Here is a 20,336-nt window from a genome sequence, read left to right on the forward strand (position 1 = left end):
ACCAGCCGGGTCGAACGCACGGCGTCGACGATGGCGCCGCCCGGGATCTGTCCGATCAGCGCCACCACGCCGCCGATCGACAGCATCAGGCCGATCTCGACCTGGGTCCATTTCTGGGTGGTGAGATAGACCGCGACGAACGGGCCGAAGCCGGTCTGGACGTCGGCGAGAAAGAAGATGAACCAGTCCAGTCCGCGCAGGCTGCCGCGCGATGGCGAGGGATCGGGCGGCGTGCGCTGCTGCGGCGCGCCGGTCGGCTCGGCTGTGACCGGCGAAGGAGCATCGACCGCGGGCCGGGTCGGCAATGGGAGGAGCCCGCCCAGATCAGTTCTCCGTCCGCGGGGCGTCGCGCAACGGCTCCAGGCTGCCGGATGCGCCGAGCACCACGATCGGCTTGTCGTCCTTGTATTCAGGCGCGGCGCGGACCTGATCGCGGGTCAATTCGAGGCCGATGGTGCCGGACTTGTCGGCGACATTGTCGAACCGCAGCGCGCTCCAGTCGATCACGATCTTGCGGCTGCCGACGCCGAGGAAGCCGCCGAAATCGATCACCGCGGCGCGCACCTGGCCGTCGCGGTCGACGATCACGTCGACGATCCGGCCCATGTCTTCGTCGGCGGCGCTGCGGATCTCGCGGCCGAGAATGCCGCGGGCCTCGACGTTGCTGATCACCGTGACCGAGGCCGGCGGCTTGGCGGTTTCCGGATCGGCGGCGCTGTCCGCAGCCGGCGCGGCCGGCGCCGCTCCTTGCGTCAATGGCGGCTGGCTCGGCGCCGCCGTAGCCGGCGCGTCGGCGCCGGGGGCGGCAGAGGGTTGGGCGCGCAGACTCGCCGACACCACGCTGACCAGAGCGACAATGATGAAGGCTGTGCTGAAACGGATATGCATCGCTCGCTCCGGTGATGGGCCGCCGCGGCTATAGCCATTCCGGTTCTGATCGAATCAGAACCGGAGCTTCAGATTCCTTATTTTGACGCGTTGTCTTCACGCGAAGCGGGATTCCCTTCGCTTGAAAACGCGATAAGCCCGCCTCAATGCGCCAGCACCAGCGACACCTGGATTCGGCCCCTGGTGCGCAACACTTCCAGCGAGACGTCGTCGCCGTGGCGGCGGACCCGCAGATCGACGCTGGAATCGCCGAGCTGCAGATCGCGCAGGATCACCTCGTTGAGAAACGCCGGCAGCCGCGGATTGCGCAGCCGGATCTCGCCGCGGCGGGCGTCGAATTCTAGCCCGAGCGAGGCCTCGAGCAGAGTGAACGGGGTGGCGCTGGCCCAGGCCTGCGGCGCGCAGGCCACCGGATACAGCGTCGGCCCGCGGCGCCGCTCGCGCTGGAAGCCGCAGAACAATTCCGGCAGCCGCCGCAGCTCCATGTAGCTCGCGGTTTCGAACAGCCCCTTGAACACCTGTTCGACCGCGTGCTTCAGGCCGTAGCGCGCGAAGCCGAGCGCGATCAGCGCGTTGTCGTGCGGCCAGATCGAGCCGTTGTGATATGACATCGGATTGTAGCGGGCCTCGCCGCGCGCCACCGTGCGGATGCCCCAGCCGGAGAAGAATTGCGGCCCCAACAGGTCGGCGGCGACCAGCCGGGCGCGGTCCTCGCGCACGATGCCGGTGAACAGCAATTGCCCGGCATTGGAAGTGCGGACCCGGCACGGCCGCTTGGCGCCGTCCAGCGCCAGCACGTAGGTGCCGAGCTCCTCGCACCAGAACGCCTTTTCGAACCGCACCGCGAGCCGGCGGGCTTCGTCGTCGAGCGTCTCGGCGCGGTGCGTCAGTCCGAGCCGCCGCGCGCAGCGCGCCGCCAATTGCTTGGCGGCGAACACGTAGCCCTGCACCTCGGCCAGCGCGATGTCGCCCTCGGCGAGTTCGCCGTCGGCGTGAAACACGGCGTCGTAGGAATCCTTCCAGCCCTGGTTCTGCAAGCCCTCGTCGGTGGCGCGCTGATATTCGACGAACCCATCCTTGTCGGGGTCGCCGGCGCCGTCGATCCAGCGCAGCGCCGCCTCGATCGATTCCCACAGGTCGGCGAGCGTGGCGTCGTCGCCGGTGCGCTCGACATAGAGCCCGGCCAGCATCACGAACAGCGGCGTGGAATCCACGCTGCCGTAATATTGCGCGAACGGCACCTCGCGCAGCGAGGCCATTTCGCCGCCGCGCATCTCGTGCAGGATCTTGCCGGGTTCGGCGTCGTTCACCGGATCGACCGTGGTCGCCTGGTAACTCGCCAACCGCCGCAGCACGCCACGGGCGACCCGCGGATCGATCCACAGCATCTGCAGCGCGGTGATCAGGCCGTCGCGGCCGAACGTGGTCGAGTACCAGGGAATCCCGGCGTAGGGATAGCGGCCCTGCGGGGTTTCGGTCATCAGCATGTTGAGGTCGGCCATCGACTGGCAGACCACTTCGTTGAAGATGTTGTTGGAGGTCTCGATCGAGGTGGTGCCGGCGGTGAGCTGCCGCATCTCGCGGCGGTGCGCCAACAGCCCCTTGAAGAACGGCATCAGCGGGTCGCTCTTCGGCCGGTTGCACGACACCGTGACGAACAGCGAGGTGTTTTGCTGCGGCGGCAGCTCGAGATGATAGGTCGCGGCGTTGACCGCAAGCCGGGTCGGCCGCGGTTCCAGATGCACGGTGCTGCTGCGGACTACGTCGTCGAGCCCACGATACAACAGCGCCACGTCGCCGAACCCCAGCAGCCGGCTGGAGCCGGTGCCGCGGCGGGCGCGCTGGGTGCCCCGCACTTCGAACAGATCGGCGAAATCATTGTCGAAGAATAGCGTCAGATCGAAGATCGCGGTGCGGTCGCCATGGTTCTGCAGGCCGATCCGCTGATAGGCGGTGCCGCGCCACAGGAAGATCGTGCGTACGATGTGCAGCACGTCCTTTTGCAGCACCAGCCGGCCGTTGCTGTAGATATCGGGATTGGTGAGGTCGACGGTGAGCGCCGAATTGTCGTCGCGCAGATTGCTGCCGAGCAGCAGGGGCTGCATGTCGTCGAGCAACAGTTCGAGGCGGGCGAGGTACCTGGTATCGGCGTTGAACAGCCCGTCCGGGCCGCCGGCCGACACGCCGATGTCGCCATGGCTGTCGAGCACGACGAAGGTGTCGTCGTGCTTCAGCACCTGACGCGGCCGCGCGGTCGGGCCGGTCATCGGAATGTAGAACGGCGATTCCGTCACCGCTTCGTCGCGGATATTTGAAACGCTGGCGGTGGCTTCAATTGCCATTCATGACCTCGGCCGGTTGGGCGGCGCGGAGAACGTTCCGCGGGACGGCTACGCAACGGAAGCAAACGTGAGCAACAAGCTCAGGCGGCGCGGGGCGCGAGACGGTTGATCTCGCGGTCCACGAGATCGCGATACGGACCTTGGCCCTGCATCAGATGATCAGGCGGACCGTCTTCAATGATACGCCCTGCCTGCAACATGACAACCCTGTCGAAGTTGCGTAGTGTTGCGAGGCGGTGAGCGATCGCAATCACGGTGCGGCCGCGCATCAACCGGCCGAGCGCCTCGCGAATCGCCTCCTCCGAATCGCCGTCGAGCGCGGCGGTGGCCTCGTCGAGCAACAGGATCGGCGCGTCTTTGAGGAAGGCGCGGGCGATCGCGATGCGCTGGCGCTGCCCGCCGGACAGCTTGACGCCGCGATCGCCGACCATGGTGGCGAGCCCTTCCGGCAGCGTCTCAACGAAATCGCAGCGCGCCGCGATCGCCGCGCGCAGCACCTCGTCGTCGGTCGCGGTCGGGCGGCCGTAGCGGATGTTCTCCAGGATCGAGCGATGGAACAGCGAGATGTCCTGCGGAACTACCGCGATCGCTTCGCGCAGGCTCTGCTGGGTGACGCGGGAAATGTCCTGGCCGTCGATGCTGATGCGGCCGGCCTGCGGGTCGTAGAACCGCTGCAGCAGCACGAACAGGCTGGACTTGCCGCCGCCGGATTGGCCGACCAGGCCGACGCGCTGGCCGGCGCCGATCCGCAAGGTCATGCCGTCGAACAGCTTCTGTCCGCCGGGATAGCGAAACCTGATGTCCTCGAAGGCGATCGCGGCACCGGAGCGCACCAGCGGCTCGGCCTCGGGATGATCGGCGAGTTCATGCGGAACCAGCAGCGTGGCGAGCGCTTCCGACAGCCGCGCCACGTGCTGGGTGACGTCGACCAGCGCCACCGCGAGGTCGCGGGTGGCGTGCAGGATCGATAGTCCCAGCGTGCACACCAGCACCACGTCGCCGGTGGTGGCACGGCCTTGCTGCCACAGCATCACCGCCCAGGCCAGCAGCGCCACCGTGAGCGCCACGGTCACCAGCGCGTGCAACAGTCGCAGCCGCTCCAGATAGCGCAGGCTGCGGCCGCGTGCGGTCAGTTCGCGGTTGACGGTGGCGTCGAACCTTGCGTGCTCATAGCCGAGCCCGCAGAACGCCCGCACCAGCGGCATGTTGTTGATGACGTCGACCATCTCGCCGTCGACCGCCGCGGCCTTGTCGGCGAAATCGTCGTGCAGCGGCTTGCCGGCGGCGGCGAGGTGAAACACCCCGATCACCACCACCGCGGAGACCAGCGTCAGTCCCGCGGCCATCGGCAGGCTCACCGTGCCGATCAGCGCGATCGCCGCCACCGTGGCGATGCAGGGCGGCAGCACGTTCCAGACCAACATGTTCTCCACCGTGAACACCGCATTCGAGGTCGCGGTGATCCGGCTGGTCAGCATGCCGGGCAGCCGATCGGAAAAGTAGCTCGGCGCATGGCCGGTGAGATGGCGGAAGATGTCGCGGCGCAGGTCGCCGGTGACCCCGACAAAGGTGAAGCTCGCGGTCCAGCTGGCGATCCGCCACAACAGATTGTCGGCGGCAATCAGCGCCACCAAAAAGCTGAGCGCCAGCCAGACATGGCCGCCATTGGCCGGTCCGCTGGACAGCCCGTCGACCAGGTATTTGACGCCGTATTGCGTTCCCACCGAGCAGCTCACCGCGGCGACCACGGCGAACAGGATCACCGCGTGCGCCGTCGGCCGTTGCCGAAGATAGCGCCCGACAAAGGCGAAAGGACGATGGGCGTATCCGGAAAGCGTATCCATGGGAGCCGAACCTGTTGGAGAACTGCAAAGACGGGGCGGGGCGTCGCTCGATGTATCGCAAGGGTCGGCTGCGCGCGGCCGCTTGCTGACAACGCGCATTCGGCCCGCAATGAGTGATGAGAATTCGCGCAATGCCAGTGAAAGAATGGGCATCGGCGGCGGCAGCTGGGTTCTGGCGGATCGCGATGGCATCAGCAGGACCACAATGTGAAGGAAATACGCGTCTTTTTGGAACTTCGCAGGTGCGAAATCGTTCCCATGCGGAGACAGCCGAGCACGGTTGATCAGTGTTGCAAAAACAGGAGACGATAAGATGCGCATCGCGCAGGTTGCTCCTCTGACGGAAGCCGTCCCGCCCAAGCTCTATGGCGGCACCGAACGCGTTGTGCATTGGTTGACCGAAGAACTGGTCGCGCTCGGCCACGACGTCACCTTGTTTGCCAGCGGCGATTCGCTAACCTCTGCCAAACTCGACGCGATGTGGCCGCGGGCGCTGCGCCTCGACGGCTCGGTCAGAGACCCCAACGCACTGCACATCGTGATGTTGGAAAAGGTCTTACAGAAATGCGACAATGAAGAATTCGACCTGTTGCATTTCCATCTCGACTACTATCCGTTCTCGCTGTTCTCCCGCCAACCCACCCCCTTCATCACCACGCTGCACGGCCGGCTCGATCTGCCGGAGCACCAGCCGGTGTTCAACACCTTCTCCACGGTGCCGGTGGTCTCGATCTCCGACTCGCAGCGCCGCCCGGTGCCGCAGGCGAACTGGATCAACACCATCTATCACGGGCTTCCGGAAAAGCTGCTGACGCCGCTGCCGGTCAAGCCGGACTATCTGGCGGTGCTCGGCCGCATCGCGCCGGAGAAGGGCGTCGACCGCGCGATCCGCATTGCGCTGCGCTGTGGCATGCCGCTGAAGATCGCCGCCAAGGTCGACGTCGCCGACCTCGACTATTTCAACGACGTCATTCGGCCGATCATGGATCACCCCGGCATCGAATTCATCGGCGAGATCGGCGATCAGCAGAAATCGGAATTCCTCAGCGGCGCCACCGCGCTGCTTCTGCCGCTGGATTGGCCGGAACCGTTCGGGCTGGTGATGATCGAGGCGATGGCCTGCGGCACGCCGGTGATCGCCTATAATCGCGGCTCGGTGCCGGAGATCATCGATGACGGCGTCAGCGGCTTCATCGTCGAGGACGAAGCCGGCGCGGTGGCCGCGGTCGGCCGGCTGCCTTTCCTCGACCGCAGGGCGGTGCGTCGGCAGTTCGAAGCGCGGTTCACCGCGCGGCGGATGGCGCTCGACTATCTCGCCGCCTATGAGAGCCTGATCGCGGCGCGCGAACCGCGGATCAAGCTGGTCAGCGCCGGCGAGTAGCGCGCGGCCGAGGCCGTCGTCGGGTTGGCGGCCGCCGAGAGCGGCAACAACGACCGCCTTGGGTTTGCCACAAGAAAATCAGCCGAGATTTCAGCTCGCGGCCGTCGCCTGCAACGCGTCCGACAGCGCCTGGCGCAGCGCGTCCAGCGTGTAGGGTTTCTGCAGCAGCGGAAAGCCTTCCTCGAGCGCGGTCGCCGAGCGATCGCTATAGCCGGACGCCAGCACCACGGCGATGTCCGGATGATGCTCGCGGATCAGCCGGCCGAGTTCGAGCCCGCTCATCCCCGGCATCACGATGTCGGAAAACACCAGGCGGATGTCGCGGCGCCGGTTGAGTAGCTCCACCGCGGCTTCGGCGGAATCGGCTTCGATCACCTCGAAGCCGCATTGCTGCGCGTAGTCCGCCGCGACCGCGGCGACGTCCGGATGATCTTCGACCAGCAACAGCGAGGTCGGCTGCATCATCCGCGACGGCGCAGGATCGGCGGCGTCGCCGTCGCGATCCAGCGCCGCGTCGCAGATCGGGAACGACAGTTCGAAGCGGGTGCCGTGCCCAAGCTCGCTGTCGACCGTGATTGCGCCATGGGATTGCTGGACGAAGCCGTAGATCTGGCTCAGCCCGAGCCCAGTGCCGCGATCGACCGGCTTGGTGGTGAAGAACGGTTCAAAGATCCGGTCGCGGATATCCTCGGGAATGCCGCTGCCGGTGTCGGAGAAGGTCAGCACCGCGAGATCGCCGGTGAGGCCGGCAGCGTTGCCGTGTTGCTGGCGGTACGAAGTCGAAATGACGATGCGGCCGCCGTCGGGCATCGCGTCGCGGGCGTTCAGCGCGAGGTTCAACAGCGCGATTTCGAATTCGTTCGGATCGATCCGCACCGGCAACGGCCGCGTCGGGCGCTCTTTCTCGATGGCGATGTCGCTGCGCACCGATTGCCGCAGCACGTCGCTGAACTTGTCGACGGCTGAGGCAAGATCGACCACCTTGGCGGAGACCGTATGGCGGCGCGAGAACGACAGCAATTGCCGGGTCAGCGCGGTGGCTTTGTTGACCGCGGAATCGATCATATCGAGCGCGCGGCGGTCCTGCGGGTCGCTGTGACGGCGCCGTAGCCGCTGCGCCGATCCTCCCACCACCATCATCAGGTTGTTGAAGTCGTGGGCGACGCCGCCGGTCAGGCGGCCGAGGGATTCCAGCCGCTGCGCCTGTTTCAGCGCGTCCTCCGCCGACTGCCGGCGGTCGGCTTCCTCGTACAGACGTTGCGTGCGGGTCAGCGCCAGCAGCACGATCGCGATCAGTGCGGCGGTGGCCGGCAGCCCGAACAGCAGATAGCTGCCCATCATCGCCAGCCATTTGGCGCGGATCGCCCGGGTCTCCAGACCGGACACCACATAGACCGGCAGGTCCGACAATTTGCGATAGGCGAGCTTGCGCTCCAGCCCGTCGAGCGCCGAGGTGACCGTCAGCGTGCCTTCGGCGTCGTGCGCCAGCATCAATTTGCCGAGTTCGGAGTTTTGACCGACCGTGGCGTTGTGGCCGAGCGCGGGTTGCCGCGCCAGGATCGCTCCGTCCTCGCGCACCAGCGCGGCGTAGCTGCCGAATTCGCGGCTGATCTTGGCAAAGAAGCCTTCGAAATACTCCGGCAGCAGCGAGGCCTGGGTGACGCCGACGAAGCGGCCGTCGGGCGAGGGGCGGCGGCGGCTGACGCCGAAGAACGCCGCCCCGCCAAACGGTGCCCGCGGCTGCAGGATCTCGCCGATATAGATGCCGACGTCGCGTTCGACATGGGCGCGGAAGTAGTCGCGATCCGAGAAGTCGATCGGCGGCGCGGGATGGCTCACGCTGTTGACCAGGGCCCGGCCATGGGAATCGAAGATCCACAGCGATTTGACCTGCTCGGAGCCGGCGGCGATCCGCTTCAGCCGCAGATGCAGCGCGGCTTCGCTGTCCATGATCTGGTTGTCGGACTGGTCGCGGACGATCTCGGTGATTTCCGCCAGGCTGCGTTCGACGGATTCGAACACCTTGAGCCCGTGTTCGGTGATGACGTCGCGGGTCTGGTCGATCTGGCGGTCGGCGATGATCGTGGTGTTGCGCTGGCCAAGCCAAGAGGCGTAGCCGAACAGCGCGGTCGGCAGCACCGCCGACGCCACCAGGATGCCCTGCAGCAGTCGAATCGAGTCGCGCTGGGCCTTCAGCATCGTGGGCGGTGATCCGGATTGCCGTTGGCCGACGCCGTGGCGTACCCCGCGCGACGCTCGCCAACAAGGTATCTCCCAGCGTCGGATGGCACGCCGGATTTGTCAACGGCGGCCGGGCCGGGTGGCGGAAGCCCCGGGCCGAGATACCGGGCCCAGAGAAAGTCGATCTATCGCCGCCTTGCCGGTTGCAGTAAGACGACATTACCCCCGCTTCGGAGCGTCCCCGTATCGGGCCGGAGCTGACCAGAGGATTGCCCATGCGCGGCTTTGCTTTTGCCATGACGTTGATGATGCTCGGCGCGGTCGGCGGGCCGCTCAAGGCGGCCGATGCCGACAACGGGCGCACGCTGGCGGAGCGCTGGTGCGTCGGCTGTCACGTCGTCTCCAGCGCGCAGAGCAAGGGCACCGATATCGCGCCGTCGTTCGCCTCGATCGCCGAGCGGTCGAACTTCAACGAGGAGAAGCTGGCGTTCTTTCTGCTCGAGCCGCATCCGAAAATGCCCAGCATGGCGCTGAGCCGCGACGAGGCGAAGAATCTCAGCGCCTTCATCGCCGAGCAGAAGCGGCCGTGACCGCGGCGGCTTCTAACCCCGATATGACCGGTGACGCGGTGATCATCGCCAAGCGCGGGCCGGCGCTGTGGATTACCATCAACCGCCCCGACAAGCGCAACGCCATCAACGCCGCCGTGGTGGAGGGCATCGGCCGCGGCTATCGTGCCGCCCATGACGACGCCGCGGTCCGCGTCATCGTGCTGACCGGCGCCGGCGACAAGGCGTTCTGCGCCGGCGCCGATCTGCAATCCACCGGGGCTGCGTTTTCGCAGGATTTCTCCCGGCCCAATGTCGACTACGCGGATTTGTTGCGGCTGGCGCAGAACGCCACCAAGCCGTCGATCGCGCGGATCAACGGCGTCTGCATGGCCGGCGGCATGGGGCTGTTGTGCATGACCGACCTCGCGGTCGCCGCCGACAGCGCGCTGTTCGGGTTGCCCGAGGTCAAGGTCGGGGTGTTTCCGATGCAGGTGATGAGTCTATTGCAGGACATCGCGCCGCGGCGGCTGATCAACGAATGGGCGCTGACCGGCGAGCCGTTCGACGCGCGGGCTGCGTTGGCGGCTGGGCTGCTGAACTACGCGGTGCCCGCCGCCGAACTCGACGGCAAGATCGAGTGGCTGATTGCGCGGCTGTCCGACAAATCGCCGACCGCGATCCGGCGCGGCAAATACGCCATGCGGGCGATCGCGTCGATGTCGTTCGACCAGGCGATTGCCTATACCGAGAGCCAGATCGTGCTGTTGGCGATGACCGAGGACGCCAAGGAAGGGCTGACCGCGTTCGCCGAGAAACGCAAGCCGGCCTGGCCGGGGCGGTAATTCCGAGCCACCGCCGCGGGCGCTTCGCGGAACCCGGCTTTACCAAGTATTATCCTCGCCATGGTTGGATCGGCCGCGCTGGCGACAGGCCGGTCTCCAACATGGCAAGGCCCCGTGACGTTGTCTGCCGTCCAGTCGTCCGCCGCCGTCGGCCCGAGGGGCTGGCTGCTGCCGTTCTGGATCGGCGCCGGCGTCTATCTGTTCCAGTTCGTCGCCGGCAACGATTTGCTGCAGGATTCCGATATCTTCTGGCAGATCGAGGTCGGGCAGTGGATCATCGATCACCGCGCCGTTCCCACCAGCGACATCTATTCGTTCACCCGGCTCGGCGCGCCGTGGATCTCCAGCTCCTGGCTTGCACAGGTGCTGTATGCCGCGAGCTACGCGCAAGCCGGCTGGGCCGGCGTGGTGGCGCTGTCGGCGCTGGCGATCGCGGCGAGCTTCGCGCTGTTCGTGCAGGCGTTGCAACGCCATGTCGCGCCGGCACCGGCGACCTTGCTGGCGATGGCCGCCTTGCTGCTGTCGATCCACCATTTGCTGGCGCGGCCGCATGTGCTGGCGCTGCCGGTGATGGTGGCCTGGTTCGCCGGCCTGATCGTTGCCACCGAGGCGCGCCGCGTGCCGTCGCTTTGGCTGCTGCCGCTGATGGCGCTGTGGGCCAATCTGCACGGCGGCTTCGTGCTCGGCCTGCTGCTGCTCGGCGGCGTGGCGCTGGAAGCGCTGTGGAGCGCGCAGCCTCCGCGCCGCCTCGCGCTGGCGGCGCGCTGGGCGTTGTTTGCGCTCGGCGCGCTGCTGGCGTGCTGCTGCACGCCCTATGGCTGGGACAGCTTGCTGGCATCGCGCCGCATCCTCGATCTTGGTGAAGTCTTGGCGATCCTGTCGGAATGGCAGCCGGCGGATTTCTCGCAGTTCGGCGCGTTCGAGGCCGCGGTGCTGGGGCTGCTCGGCGTTGCGCTATATCGCGGACTGACGCTGTCGCCGCCGCGGATTCTGCTGGTGCTCGGCCTGCTGCACATGGCGCTGTCGCATGTCCGCAGCATCGAGGCGTTTGCGCTGCTGGTGCCGCTGATCCTGGCGGGGCCGTGGTCCAAGCAGCTCGGCACCGTGCCGCCCGTAGCAAGCGTGACTTCGCCGCGCAGCGTCGCCGCGGCCGCCGCCGCCGCGCTGGCGCTATTGGTGGCGAGTGTCTCCGTGGCGCCGCATTTGCGCTTTGCGCTGGTGGCGGCGCAGGTGCCCAAAGAGGCGGTTGCGGTGTTGCGGCAGCGCGGCGCCGAGCGGGTATTCAACGCCTACGAATTCGGCGGCTATCTGATCGCGGCGGGCATCAGGCCGTTCATCGACGGCCGCGCCGAACTGTACGGCGAAAAATTCGTCGTCGCTCATCACCGCGCGGTGGCGCTGCGCGATCTCGATGCGCTGCCGCGGCTGCTCGACGACTACGCCATCGACGCCACGCTGCTGGCGCCGACCGCGCCCGCGGTCAAGCAGCTCGACCGGCTGCCGGGCTGGCAGCGGGTCTATGCCGACGCCGTCGCGGTGGTGCATGCGCGCGTCGGGCCGCGCTGAGCCCGGCTACAGGTTGCTGTCGGTGATCGCCGCATAGACCATGCTGCGCAATTCCCGCCGCAGCGGATAGGCGCTCGACGGCAACAGCTGCGTCATGAAGATGGTGATCAGCTGCTCGGCCGGGTCGATCCAGAATGCGGTGGAGGCCGCGCCGCCCCAGGCATATTCGCCGGCGCTGCCGGCGATCAGCGTCCGCTCGGGCTGCATCGTCACCGAGAAGCCGAGCCCGAAGCCGATCCCGGCATAGGCCGCCTCGCTGAACATCGATTTCGACATTTCGGTGAGGTCGCGGCCGCCCGGCAGATGATTGGCGGTCATCAGCGCCAGCGTTTTCGGGCCGATCAGCCGCACGCCGTCGAGTTCGCCGCGATTGAGCAACGCCCGGCAGAAGATCAGATAATCGGCCGCGGTCGACACCAATCCGCCGCCGCCGGAGACGAAGCCGGGCGGCTTCAGATACGTGCTGCTGGCCGGGTCGTCGTACAGCGTGAAGCCGCCCTTGCCGTCGGCGGCGTAGCAGGCGGCCAGCCGATGCGCCTTGTCGGCGGGCACGAAGAAGCCGGTATCGGTCATGCCGAGCGGATCGAGAATCCGCTGATGCAGAAACTCTTCGAACGGCTGGCCGCTGATGACGCCGATCAGATAGCCCAGCACGTCGGTCGCGACCGAGTAGTTCCAGGCGTCGCCGGGCGAGAACTCCAGCGGGATCTTGCCGAGGTCGGCGATCATCGCATCCAACGTGCCGGCCAGCTCGAATTCGCCGATCTTCCTTTCGCGATAGGCGGCGTCGACATTGCTGCGGTTCTGGAAGCCGTAAGTGAGCCCGGACGTGTGGCGCAGCAGGTCGACGATCAGCATCGGCCGCGTCACCGGCCGGGTCAGGAAATTCGGCGCGATGCCGGCCTGGAACACGCCGAGATTGCTCCATTCCGGAATGTATTTGGCGACCGGCTCGTCGAGCGCCACCAGGCCTTGCTCGACCAGCATCATGAACGCCACCGAGGTCAGCGGCTTGGTCATCGAATAGATCCGGAAGATGGTGTCCGGCTTGACCGGCGCCCGGCGCTCGACGTCGGCGAAGCCCTGCACCGAAGCGTGCACGATCTGGCCGCGGCGATACACCAGAAGTTGCGTGCCGGGAAAGCGCCCGCTGTCGAGATAGCGCCGCTTCAGGTGCTGGTCGACGCGCTGCAGCGCGGCGGCCGACATCCCGGCCGAGGCCGCGGCCGGCACGGATGGGATCGGAGCTTGTGCGGGCATCGTCACTCCCTGGCAGCATGGTGCGTGCGCGGCGGCGAGCCTGCGCCGCCGGCTCCGCTCTGATAACGGATAACCCCGCGCTATGCCATTGCTGACTAACGGATAGTCCGGCACTATTCTAATGCGCTCCGGGAACTTGGGGTTGCTCGCGCGTGGATTGCTTATCACGGCGCGCCGCTTGGTATAGCCTGTGCCGCATTTCAGAATTCCGGAGTGGATCGGCGATGCCTCAATTCGACGACAGCGCGCTCACCACCGCGGTGGTCAACAGCTTCGAGGAATCCAACGACCTGCGGCTGAAATTCCTCATGGAGGAATTGGTCACCGCGCTGCACGGCTTCGTGCGACGCACCAATCTGAGTTCCGAGGAGTGGGGCGCGGCGATCGATTTCCTGACCCGCACCGGGCAGAAATGCGGCCCCGGCCGCCAGGAATTCATCCTGTTATCGGACGTGCTCGGGGTCTCGATGCTGGTCGACGCGCTCAATCACAAGGACCGCGGCGAGGCCACCCAGACCACGCTGCTGGGGCCGTTCTATGTCGGCGAACATCGGCCGCTGCCGCATGGCGCGGATATTTCCGAGAAGGTCGAGGGCGACCCGATGTTCGTGCAATGCCGGGTCACCGATCTGCGCGGAAAACCGCTGGCCGGGGTGACGGTCGACGTCTGGCATGCCGACGACGAGGGTTTCTACGACTCGCAGAAGCCGAGCTACGCCAGCGACGGCCCCTCGCTGCGCGCGCGCTTCACCACCGACGCCGACGGCCGGCTGTATTTTCGCACGATTTTGCCGCGCAACTACCTGATCCCGATCGATGGCCCGGTCGGCGAATTGATCCTGGCCACGCGGCGCTATCCGATGCGGCCGGCGCATGTCCACTTCCTGCTCAACGCCAAGGGCTTCGAACCGCTGGTCACCGACATTTTCATCGAGGGCGACTCCTATCTGGATTCCGACGTGGTGTTCGGGGTGAAGGAGGACTTGATCTCCAGCATCGAATTGCGCGCCGAGCCGACGATGCCGGACGGGCTGCCGGCGGACGGGCCGTGGCATCTGATGACCTATGATTTCCGGTTGAAGCCGGGCCGCGGCGTGGCGCCGAAGCCGATGGCGCCGGTCAGCGTCGATGCCTGAGGCGCCGGCGCGATCCGGCGGCGAACGCCGGCGGTTTGGGCCGCGCGGCGTCGCCGTATCGACGATCGGGCAGGGCACCTGGGCGCTTGATCGCGGCGATCGCGCCGCAGCCAGCGCCGCGTTGCGCCGCGGTCTCGATCTCGGGATCAATCACATCGACACCGCTGAAATGTATGGCGAGGCCGAACCCTTGGTGGCCGAGGCGATCGCCGGGCGCCGTGACGAGGCGTTTCTGGTCTCCAAGGTGCTGCCCAGCAATGCCTCGCGCCGCGGCACCGTCGAGGCCTGCGAGCGCTCGCTGCGGCGCTTGAACACCGACCGGCTGGATTGCTACCTGCTGCATTGGCGCGGCGCCTTGCCGCTGGCCGACACCATCGCCGCCTTCGAGGAGCTGGTCGCAGCCGGCAAGATCCTGTCGTGGGGCGTCAGCAATTTCGACGTCGCCGATCTCGACGAGGCGCTGGCGCTGGCCGGGCCGGGCCGCATCGCCTGCAACCAGGTGCTGTATCACTTGCGCGAACGCGCCATCGAGCACGCGGTGATCCCGTGGTGCGAGGCCCATGGCGTCGCGGTGACCGCCTATACGCCGTTCGGCAAGACCGACTTCCCGACGCCGGATAGCGAAGCCGGCCGGATCCTGCAACAGATCGCGAACGCCCATGCTGCAACGCCGCATCAGGTCGCGCTGGCGTTCCTGACCCGCCGTCCGCCGCTGTTCGCGATCCCCAAGGCCAGCACCGTGGCGCACGCCGCCGCCAACGCCGCGGCGGCGGCGTTGCGGCTCGGCGACCACGACCTCGCCGCGCTCGACGCGGCTTTTCCGCGCGGGCCGCTGCCCGACAGTCTCCCGATGTTGTGATCGATCCGGCCGTTGCTTCGATCCACCGGCGCGGTCAACGTTGCCGTTTTGCCCGCCCGAACCGCGACGCATAACCCGGTCGCATTTTCGGCTGTTGCGATCGGCTCGCGAACATCGTTGTCTGCTGGGCATTGTGAAGAGTCTCCCGCCGCGCGCGGGAGGCTGATTTTCCTCGAGCGCCGGCCCGCCATTGACCACTGTGATGTCTTCCCGCGACGTCGCGCGCAACCTGACGCGGCGCCTCGACGATCGGCCATTTCGCGGCATCGTGCTGATCATCGCCGCGACCGTGTTCCTGGCCTGCTCGGACGCGCTCGGCAAATATCTGATGCTGACCCTGCCGGCGATCGAAGTCGCCTGGCTGCGCTTTCTGGTGTTCGTGCTGATCATGGTTCCGGTGGCGACCGCTTCGGCCTCGTCGCCTTTGAAATCGGTGCGGCCCGGGTTGCAGGTGCTGCGCGGGCTGGCGCTGGTGTTCTCCTCGGTGCTGTTCATCTCCAGCCTGCGCTATCTGCCGATCGCGCAGGCTTCGGCGACGTCTTTTGTGGCGCCGCTGCTGGTCACCGCGCTGTCGGTGGTGGTGCTCGGCGAGACCGTCGGACCGCGGCGCTGGGTGGCGACGCTGGTCGGGCTGATCGGCGTGCTGATCGTGGTGCGGCCCGGCACCGCCGCGTTCAATCCGGCGGCTATTCTCACGCTAATTTCCGCGCTGGCCTGGGCCGCGACGCTGATCATGACGCGGATGATCAGCGGCGCCGATCGGGTGGTCACCACCATGGCGTTCGCGGCGATCGTCGGCTTTGCGGTGTTGTGCGTGCTGGTGCCGTTCGTCTGGGTGACGCCGAGTTGGCGCGACATCGGGCTCGGCATCGGCGTCGGCGTGGCCTCGACCGCCGGGCAGTGGATCGTGGTGCTGGCATTTCGCCATGCCGCGGCCTCGCTGCTGGCGCCGTTCTCCTACAGCCAGCTGGTCTGGGTGGCGATCATCGGCTTTGTGGTGTTCGGTGAGGTGCCCGGGGTCTGGACCTTCGTCGGGGCCGCGATCATCATCGGCAGCGGCGTCTACACCGCGCATCGCGAGCGGCGGCGCCATCTGCGCGCGGTTGCCGCCGAGCCCTATCCCAGCGCCTGATTGCATGGCGGCCGGCAGCGCTTTGCGGCGCTGCGCGATTGAAAGCAGCGGGTTCAATTTCTATATTGCCCGTGGCAAGATACCGGGCCGGACGTTTCGTTCGCCGCTCCCTGCAATAGCCCACAACGAGGTTTACGATGGTCAACCGTTTGCAATTCTACATCGATGGCGCGTGGGTCGATCCCGTCGTCAAGAAATCGACGCCGGTGGTCAATCCGGCGACCGAGGAAGCGATGTACGACGTTGCGCTCGGCTCGAAGGCCGACGTCGACAAGGCGGTGGCCGCCGCCAAGCGCGCGTTCGAGACCTTCTCGCAGACCAGCCGCGAGGAGCGCGTCGCGCTGCTGGAGAAGATTGTTGCGGTCTACAAGACGAGAATGAAAGATATCGGTGCCGCGGTGTCCGACGAGATGGGCGCGCCGCTGCCATTCGCGGAAAAATTCCAGGCCGGCGCCGGGCTTGGCCACATCGCCTCGACGCTCGATGTGTTGAAGACCTACAAGTTCGAAGAGCCGCTCGGCAACGCCGTGGTGGTGCGCGAGCCGGTCGGCGTGATCGGCATGATCACGCCGTGGAATTGGCCGCTGAACCAGATCGCCTGCAAGGTGGCGCCGGCGCTCGCCGCCGGCTGCACCATGATCCTGAAGCCCTCGGAATTCACCCCGTCCTCGGCGCTGATCTTCGCCGAAATCCTGCATGAAGCCGGCGTGCCGCACGGCGTGTTCAACCTCGTCAACGGGCTCGGCCCGGAGGTCGGCGCGGCGATGAGCGAGCATCCGGACATCGACATGATTTCCTTCACCGGCTCGACCCGCGCCGGCATCGACGTCGCCAGGCGCGCGGCGCCGACGGTGAAGCGGGTCAGCCAGGAACTCGGCGGCAAATCGCCGAACATCATTCTGGAAGACGCCGATCTGCAGAAGGCGGTCGCCGGCGGCGTCGCCCACGTGTTCAACAATTCCGGGCAGTCCTGCAACGCGCCGACACGGATGATCGTGCCGGCCTCGAAGATGAAAGAGGTCGCCGCGATTGCCAAGGCGGTCGCCGACAAGACCCGAGCCGGCGATCCGCGCGCCGAGGGCACCAGCATCGGGCCGGTGGTGTCGCGGATTCAGTGGGACAAGATCCAGGCGCTGATCCAGAAGGGCGTCGATGAAGGCGCGACGCTGGTGGCCGGCGGGCCGGGCCTGCCGGAAGGCGTCAACAAGGGATTCTATGTGCGTCCCACGGTGTTCGCCGACGTCACCAACGACATGAGCATCGCGCGCGAAGAAATTTTTGGCCCGGTGATCGCGATCCTCGGCGCCAAGGACGAAGCCGAGGCGGTGAAGATCGCCAACGACACGCCCTATGGTCTGGCCGGCTACGTCTCCGCCGGCAGCGTCGAGCGGGCACGCGCGGTCGGCCGCAAGCTGCGCGCCGGCAACGTCAACCTCAACGGCGTGCCGAACGAACGCACCGCGCCGTTCGGCGGCTACAAGCAATCCGGCAACGGCCGAGAATGGGGCAAGTTCGGGCTCGAAGAGTATCTCGAGGTCAAGGCGATCGCCGGCTACAACGCCGCGTAGCAGCGCGCGCAACTCGATTGTGGCAAACCCGGGGCAGATCGAGATCGCCCCGGGTTTGTTGTTATGACCTCCGCGCGTATCAGCTGATCCGGTAGTTGTCCCCGGTAGCGGGTTGCACGCAGGGTCGCTAAAAACTGCAGCGTGGTTGGAATGATTCGATTTTGATCTGGCGTAAAGAGCCGATCGGTCCGTTCCGCTAACCGCATCGGACAGGCTTGCAGCCCGTCGTATCTTAAGTCTCCGCACCCGGGCTGATTGTGGAAGGAACTTGCGATGGCCGAGACGATTTCCACCGACACCGTGCGACGTTTTCTCGCCATCGGCATCGGCGCCTTCGCTGTGTTGTGCGCTTTCGTCATCGCTTCGATCATCGCCTGACAATTTTCTCCTGCGCAACGACGCCGCGCCAAGCATGGCGGGCTGTTGTTCCTGCTGCAGCGGTTGATTGACAAGCTCTGCGGCGGCCCCCTAACTGGCGATCACGCCAGCTGACGAGGCCGAGCAATGAGCGATGGACTGCGCAAGGGGCTGACCAGCTACGGCGACGCCGGCTTCTCGCTGTTCCTGCGCAAGGCCTTCATCAAGGCGATGGGCTATTCCGACGACGCGTTGAACCGGCCGATCGTCGGCATCACCAACACCCACAGCGATTACAATCCCTGCCACGGCAACGTGCCGCAGATCATCGAGGCGGTGAAGCGCGGCGTGATGCTGGCCGGCGCCATGCCGATGGTGTTTCCCACCATCTCGATCGCCGAGAGCTTTGCGCATCCGACCTCGATGTATCTGCGCAACCTGATGGCGATGGACACCGAGGAGATGATCCGCGCCCAGCCGATGGATGCGGTGGTGGTGATCGGCGGCTGCGACAAGACGCTGCCGGCGCAGATCATGGCCGCGGTGTCGGCGGATCTGCCGACCGTGGTGATTCCGGTGGGGCCGATGGTGGTCGGCCATCACAAGGGCGAGGTGCTGGGCGCCTGCACCGATTGCCGCAGGCTGTGGGGCAAGTTCCGCGCCGGCGACATCGACGCGGTCGAAATCGAGGCGGTCAATGGTCGGCTCGCGCCGTCGGTCGGCACCTGCATGGTGATGGGCACCGCCTCGACCATGGCGTGTCTCACCGAAGCGCTCGGGCTGTCGCTGCCGATGAGTGCCACGATCCCGGCGCCGCATGCCGAACGGTTTCGCAGCGCCGAGGCCAGCGGCCGGCTCGCTGCGGCGATGGCCTTGGCGAAGGGACCAAAGCCCAGCGAATTGTTGACCGAGGCTTCGCTGCGCAACGCCCAGGTGGTGCTGCAGGCGATCGGTGGCTCGACCAACGGGCTCATTCATCTCACCGCGATCGCCGGGCGCGGCACCCATCGCATCGATCTTTCCGCATTCGATCAGTTGTCGCGCGAGGTGCCGGTGTTGGTCGATCTGAAGCCGTCGGGCGATCACTACATGGAGCATTTCCATCACGCCGGCGGTGTGCCGAAACTGTTGGCGCAGCTCGGCGAGTTGATCGATCTCGACGCCAGAACCATCTACGGCAGCCTGCGCGATGCGGTGGCCGCGGCCGAGCAGGTGCCGGGGCAGGACGTCATTCGCGCGCGCAACGATCCGATCCGGGCCGAAGGCGCGATGGCGGTGCTGAGCGGCAATCTGGCGCCGCGCGGCGCGGTGATCAAGCATTCGGCGGCGTCGCCGAACCTGTTGCAGCACGAAGGCCGCGCCGTGGTGTTCGACAGTCTCGACGACATGGCGGCGCGGATCGACGATCCCGAGCTCGGCGTTGCGGCGGACGACGTCTTGGTGCTGCGTAATGCCGGGCCGCAGGGTGCGCCGGGGATGCCGGAGGCCGGCTATCTGCCGATCCCGCTGAAGCTGGCGCGCGCCGGCGTCAAGGACATGGTGCGGATTTCCGACGCGCGGATGAGCGGCACCGCGTTCGGCACCATCGTCTTGCACATCACGCCGGAGAGCGCGGCCGGCGGGCCGTTGGCCTTGGTGCGCAACGGCGACCTGATCCGGCTCGACGTCGCCGCGCGCCGCATCGATCTGTTAGTTGACGATGCCGAACTCGCGCGCCGCCGCGCGGTTCTGCCGGCCGCGGCGCAGCCCGCGCCGCCCCGCGGCTATGCGCGATTATTCCACGACACGATCCTGCAGGCCGATCAGGGCTGCGATTTCGATTTTCTGACCGGGCAGGGCGGCAGCACCGATTGATTGGATAGCTGATCAAGACAGCAGCCGTCCTGAAAACCGGAGCCTCGCGAAAACGCAACCGTCATTCCGGGGCGCGAGGCCGATCGGCCGAGCGAACCCGGAATCCCGCAACAGGCCGGACGCCTGCACCTGCGGCGAGATTCCGGGTTCACGCGCGGCTTGCGCCGCTCGTGCCCCGGAATGACAGCTTTGGAGTAATGACAGCCTCGGAGTGGTTCACATGCAGGTGACTTCGAGGTCTTCCAGCATCGCCAGAGTTTCCTCGTCGCCGCTTTCTTCGAGGATCTCGCGCAGCGTCGGCAGGTAGTTGTGCAGCACGCGCAGATCGTCGAGCCCCTGCTTCTCGTTGAGCTCGGTGCGCTTCTTGGCGAAATAGCCCCAGAACGGGTTGTCGGCGGCGTCGATATGGCCCTGCAGCCTGGCCATCACGCGCTGCGACTTGCCCTCCCAGTCGGCATTCTTGAAGCTGATGTAGCGGTCGAACGGCACGTTCATCGGTGTCTCCAAAAGATCCGGCTGTATCGCTATAGGCCAGCGGCGGCGCTTTGTCTGTCAGCTAGCCGACGCCGTCGCCC

15 protein-coding genes and 1 pseudogene are annotated in these 20,336 nt (G+C 66.6%); 9 read left to right on the top strand and 7 right to left on the bottom strand.

Annotation, left to right across the window (positions count from 1 at the left end; translation table 11 throughout):
• The 4 genes and pseudogenes from VGC77_RS16795 to VGC77_RS16810 all read right to left on the bottom strand — a co-directional run.
• Positions 1 to 305, bottom strand: a pseudogene (locus VGC77_RS16795) (MFS transporter); the annotation flags it as partial.
• A 19-nt stretch (positions 306 to 324) separates the two neighbouring features.
• Positions 325 to 888 (bottom strand): PRC-barrel domain-containing protein, encoded by a 564-nt coding sequence (locus VGC77_RS16800; protein WP_331172707.1) that lies wholly within the window; start codon positions 886 to 888, stop codon positions 325 to 327.
• Positions 889 to 1,031: 143 nt separating this feature from the next.
• The gene (locus tag VGC77_RS16805; protein WP_331172708.1) at positions 1,032 to 3,230 is read right to left on the bottom strand and encodes an amylo-alpha-1,6-glucosidase; all 2,199 of its coding nucleotides are present in this window, start codon (positions 3,228 to 3,230) and stop codon (positions 1,032 to 1,034) included.
• Between the two features lie 80 nt (positions 3,231 to 3,310).
• Positions 3,311 to 5,074: an ABC transporter ATP-binding protein gene (locus VGC77_RS16810; RefSeq protein WP_331172709.1), complete on the bottom strand. Its 1,764-nt coding sequence runs from the start codon at positions 5,072 to 5,074 to the stop codon at positions 3,311 to 3,313.
• Between the two features lie 313 nt (positions 5,075 to 5,387).
• Here VGC77_RS16810 and VGC77_RS16815 point away from each other — a divergent pair, with 313 nt between their 5' ends.
• Positions 5,388 to 6,455, top strand: a complete 1,068-nt coding sequence (locus tag VGC77_RS16815; RefSeq protein WP_331172710.1) for a glycosyltransferase family 4 protein — start codon at positions 5,388 to 5,390, stop codon at positions 6,453 to 6,455.
• 90 nt (positions 6,456 to 6,545) lie between these two features.
• Here VGC77_RS16815 and VGC77_RS16820 read toward each other — a convergent pair whose 3' ends face one another.
• Positions 6,546 to 8,654: an ATP-binding protein gene (locus VGC77_RS16820; RefSeq protein ID WP_331172711.1), complete on the bottom strand. Its 2,109-nt coding sequence runs from the start codon at positions 8,652 to 8,654 to the stop codon at positions 6,546 to 6,548.
• 257 nt (positions 8,655 to 8,911) lie between these two features.
• On the opposite strand from VGC77_RS16820, the gene VGC77_RS16825 reads away from it, so the two are divergent.
• From VGC77_RS16825 to VGC77_RS16835, 3 genes are all read left to right on the top strand, one after another.
• Complete coding sequence (locus tag VGC77_RS16825) at positions 8,912 to 9,226, top strand: c-type cytochrome (RefSeq protein ID WP_331172712.1); 315 nt, start codon at positions 8,912 to 8,914, stop codon at positions 9,224 to 9,226.
• A gap of 23 nt (positions 9,227 to 9,249) precedes the next feature.
• A complete protein-coding gene (locus VGC77_RS16830) occupies positions 9,250 to 10,029 on the top strand; it encodes an enoyl-CoA hydratase/isomerase family protein (protein WP_331172713.1) in 780 nt (259 codons plus the stop codon).
• 114 nt (positions 10,030 to 10,143) lie between these two features.
• Positions 10,144 to 11,595 (top strand): hypothetical protein, encoded by a 1,452-nt coding sequence (locus VGC77_RS16835; protein WP_331172714.1) that lies wholly within the window; start codon positions 10,144 to 10,146, stop codon positions 11,593 to 11,595.
• Positions 11,596 to 11,601: 6 nt separating this feature from the next.
• Here VGC77_RS16835 and VGC77_RS16840 read toward each other — a convergent pair whose 3' ends face one another.
• Complete coding sequence (locus VGC77_RS16840) at positions 11,602 to 12,855, bottom strand: serine hydrolase domain-containing protein (protein ID WP_331172715.1); 1,254 nt, start codon at positions 12,853 to 12,855, stop codon at positions 11,602 to 11,604.
• Between the two features lie 224 nt (positions 12,856 to 13,079).
• On the opposite strand from VGC77_RS16840, the gene VGC77_RS16845 reads away from it, so the two are divergent.
• The 5 genes from VGC77_RS16845 to VGC77_RS16865 all read left to right on the top strand — a co-directional run bounded on the left by VGC77_RS16845 (position 13,080) and on the right by VGC77_RS16865 (position 19,761).
• On the top strand, positions 13,080 to 13,991 hold the full coding sequence (locus VGC77_RS16845; protein ID WP_331172716.1) for a dioxygenase: 912 nt from the start codon (positions 13,080 to 13,082) through the stop codon (positions 13,989 to 13,991).
• Complete coding sequence (locus tag VGC77_RS16850; RefSeq protein WP_331172717.1) at positions 13,984 to 14,850, top strand: aldo/keto reductase; 867 nt, start codon at positions 13,984 to 13,986, stop codon at positions 14,848 to 14,850. Before VGC77_RS16845 ends, VGC77_RS16850 begins: the two co-directional genes overlap by 8 nt.
• A 202-nt stretch (positions 14,851 to 15,052) precedes the next feature.
• Positions 15,053 to 15,982, top strand: coding sequence for a DMT family transporter (locus VGC77_RS16855; RefSeq protein ID WP_331172718.1), 930 nt, complete (start codon positions 15,053 to 15,055; stop codon positions 15,980 to 15,982).
• A gap of 137 nt (positions 15,983 to 16,119) precedes the next feature.
• Positions 16,120 to 17,550: an aldehyde dehydrogenase family protein gene (locus VGC77_RS16860; protein ID WP_331172719.1), complete on the top strand. Its 1,431-nt coding sequence runs from the start codon at positions 16,120 to 16,122 to the stop codon at positions 17,548 to 17,550.
• 504 nt (positions 17,551 to 18,054) lie between these two features.
• Entirely contained in the window at positions 18,055 to 19,761 is a 1,707-nt protein-coding gene (locus tag VGC77_RS16865) for an IlvD/Edd family dehydratase (RefSeq protein ID WP_331172720.1), read from the top strand.
• Between the two features lie 216 nt (positions 19,762 to 19,977).
• On the opposite strand, the gene cowN is transcribed toward VGC77_RS16865, so the two are convergent.
• Entirely contained in the window at positions 19,978 to 20,256 is a 279-nt protein-coding gene (gene cowN, locus VGC77_RS16870; RefSeq protein ID WP_331172721.1) for a N(2)-fixation sustaining protein CowN, read from the bottom strand.
• Positions 20,257 to 20,336: the final 80 nt, after the last annotated feature.

Origin of the sequence: Rhodopseudomonas sp. (assembly GCF_036404135.1) — a bacterium.
In the GTDB taxonomy this organism is placed as follows: Bacteria; Pseudomonadota; Alphaproteobacteria; order Rhizobiales; family Xanthobacteraceae; genus Rhodopseudomonas_A.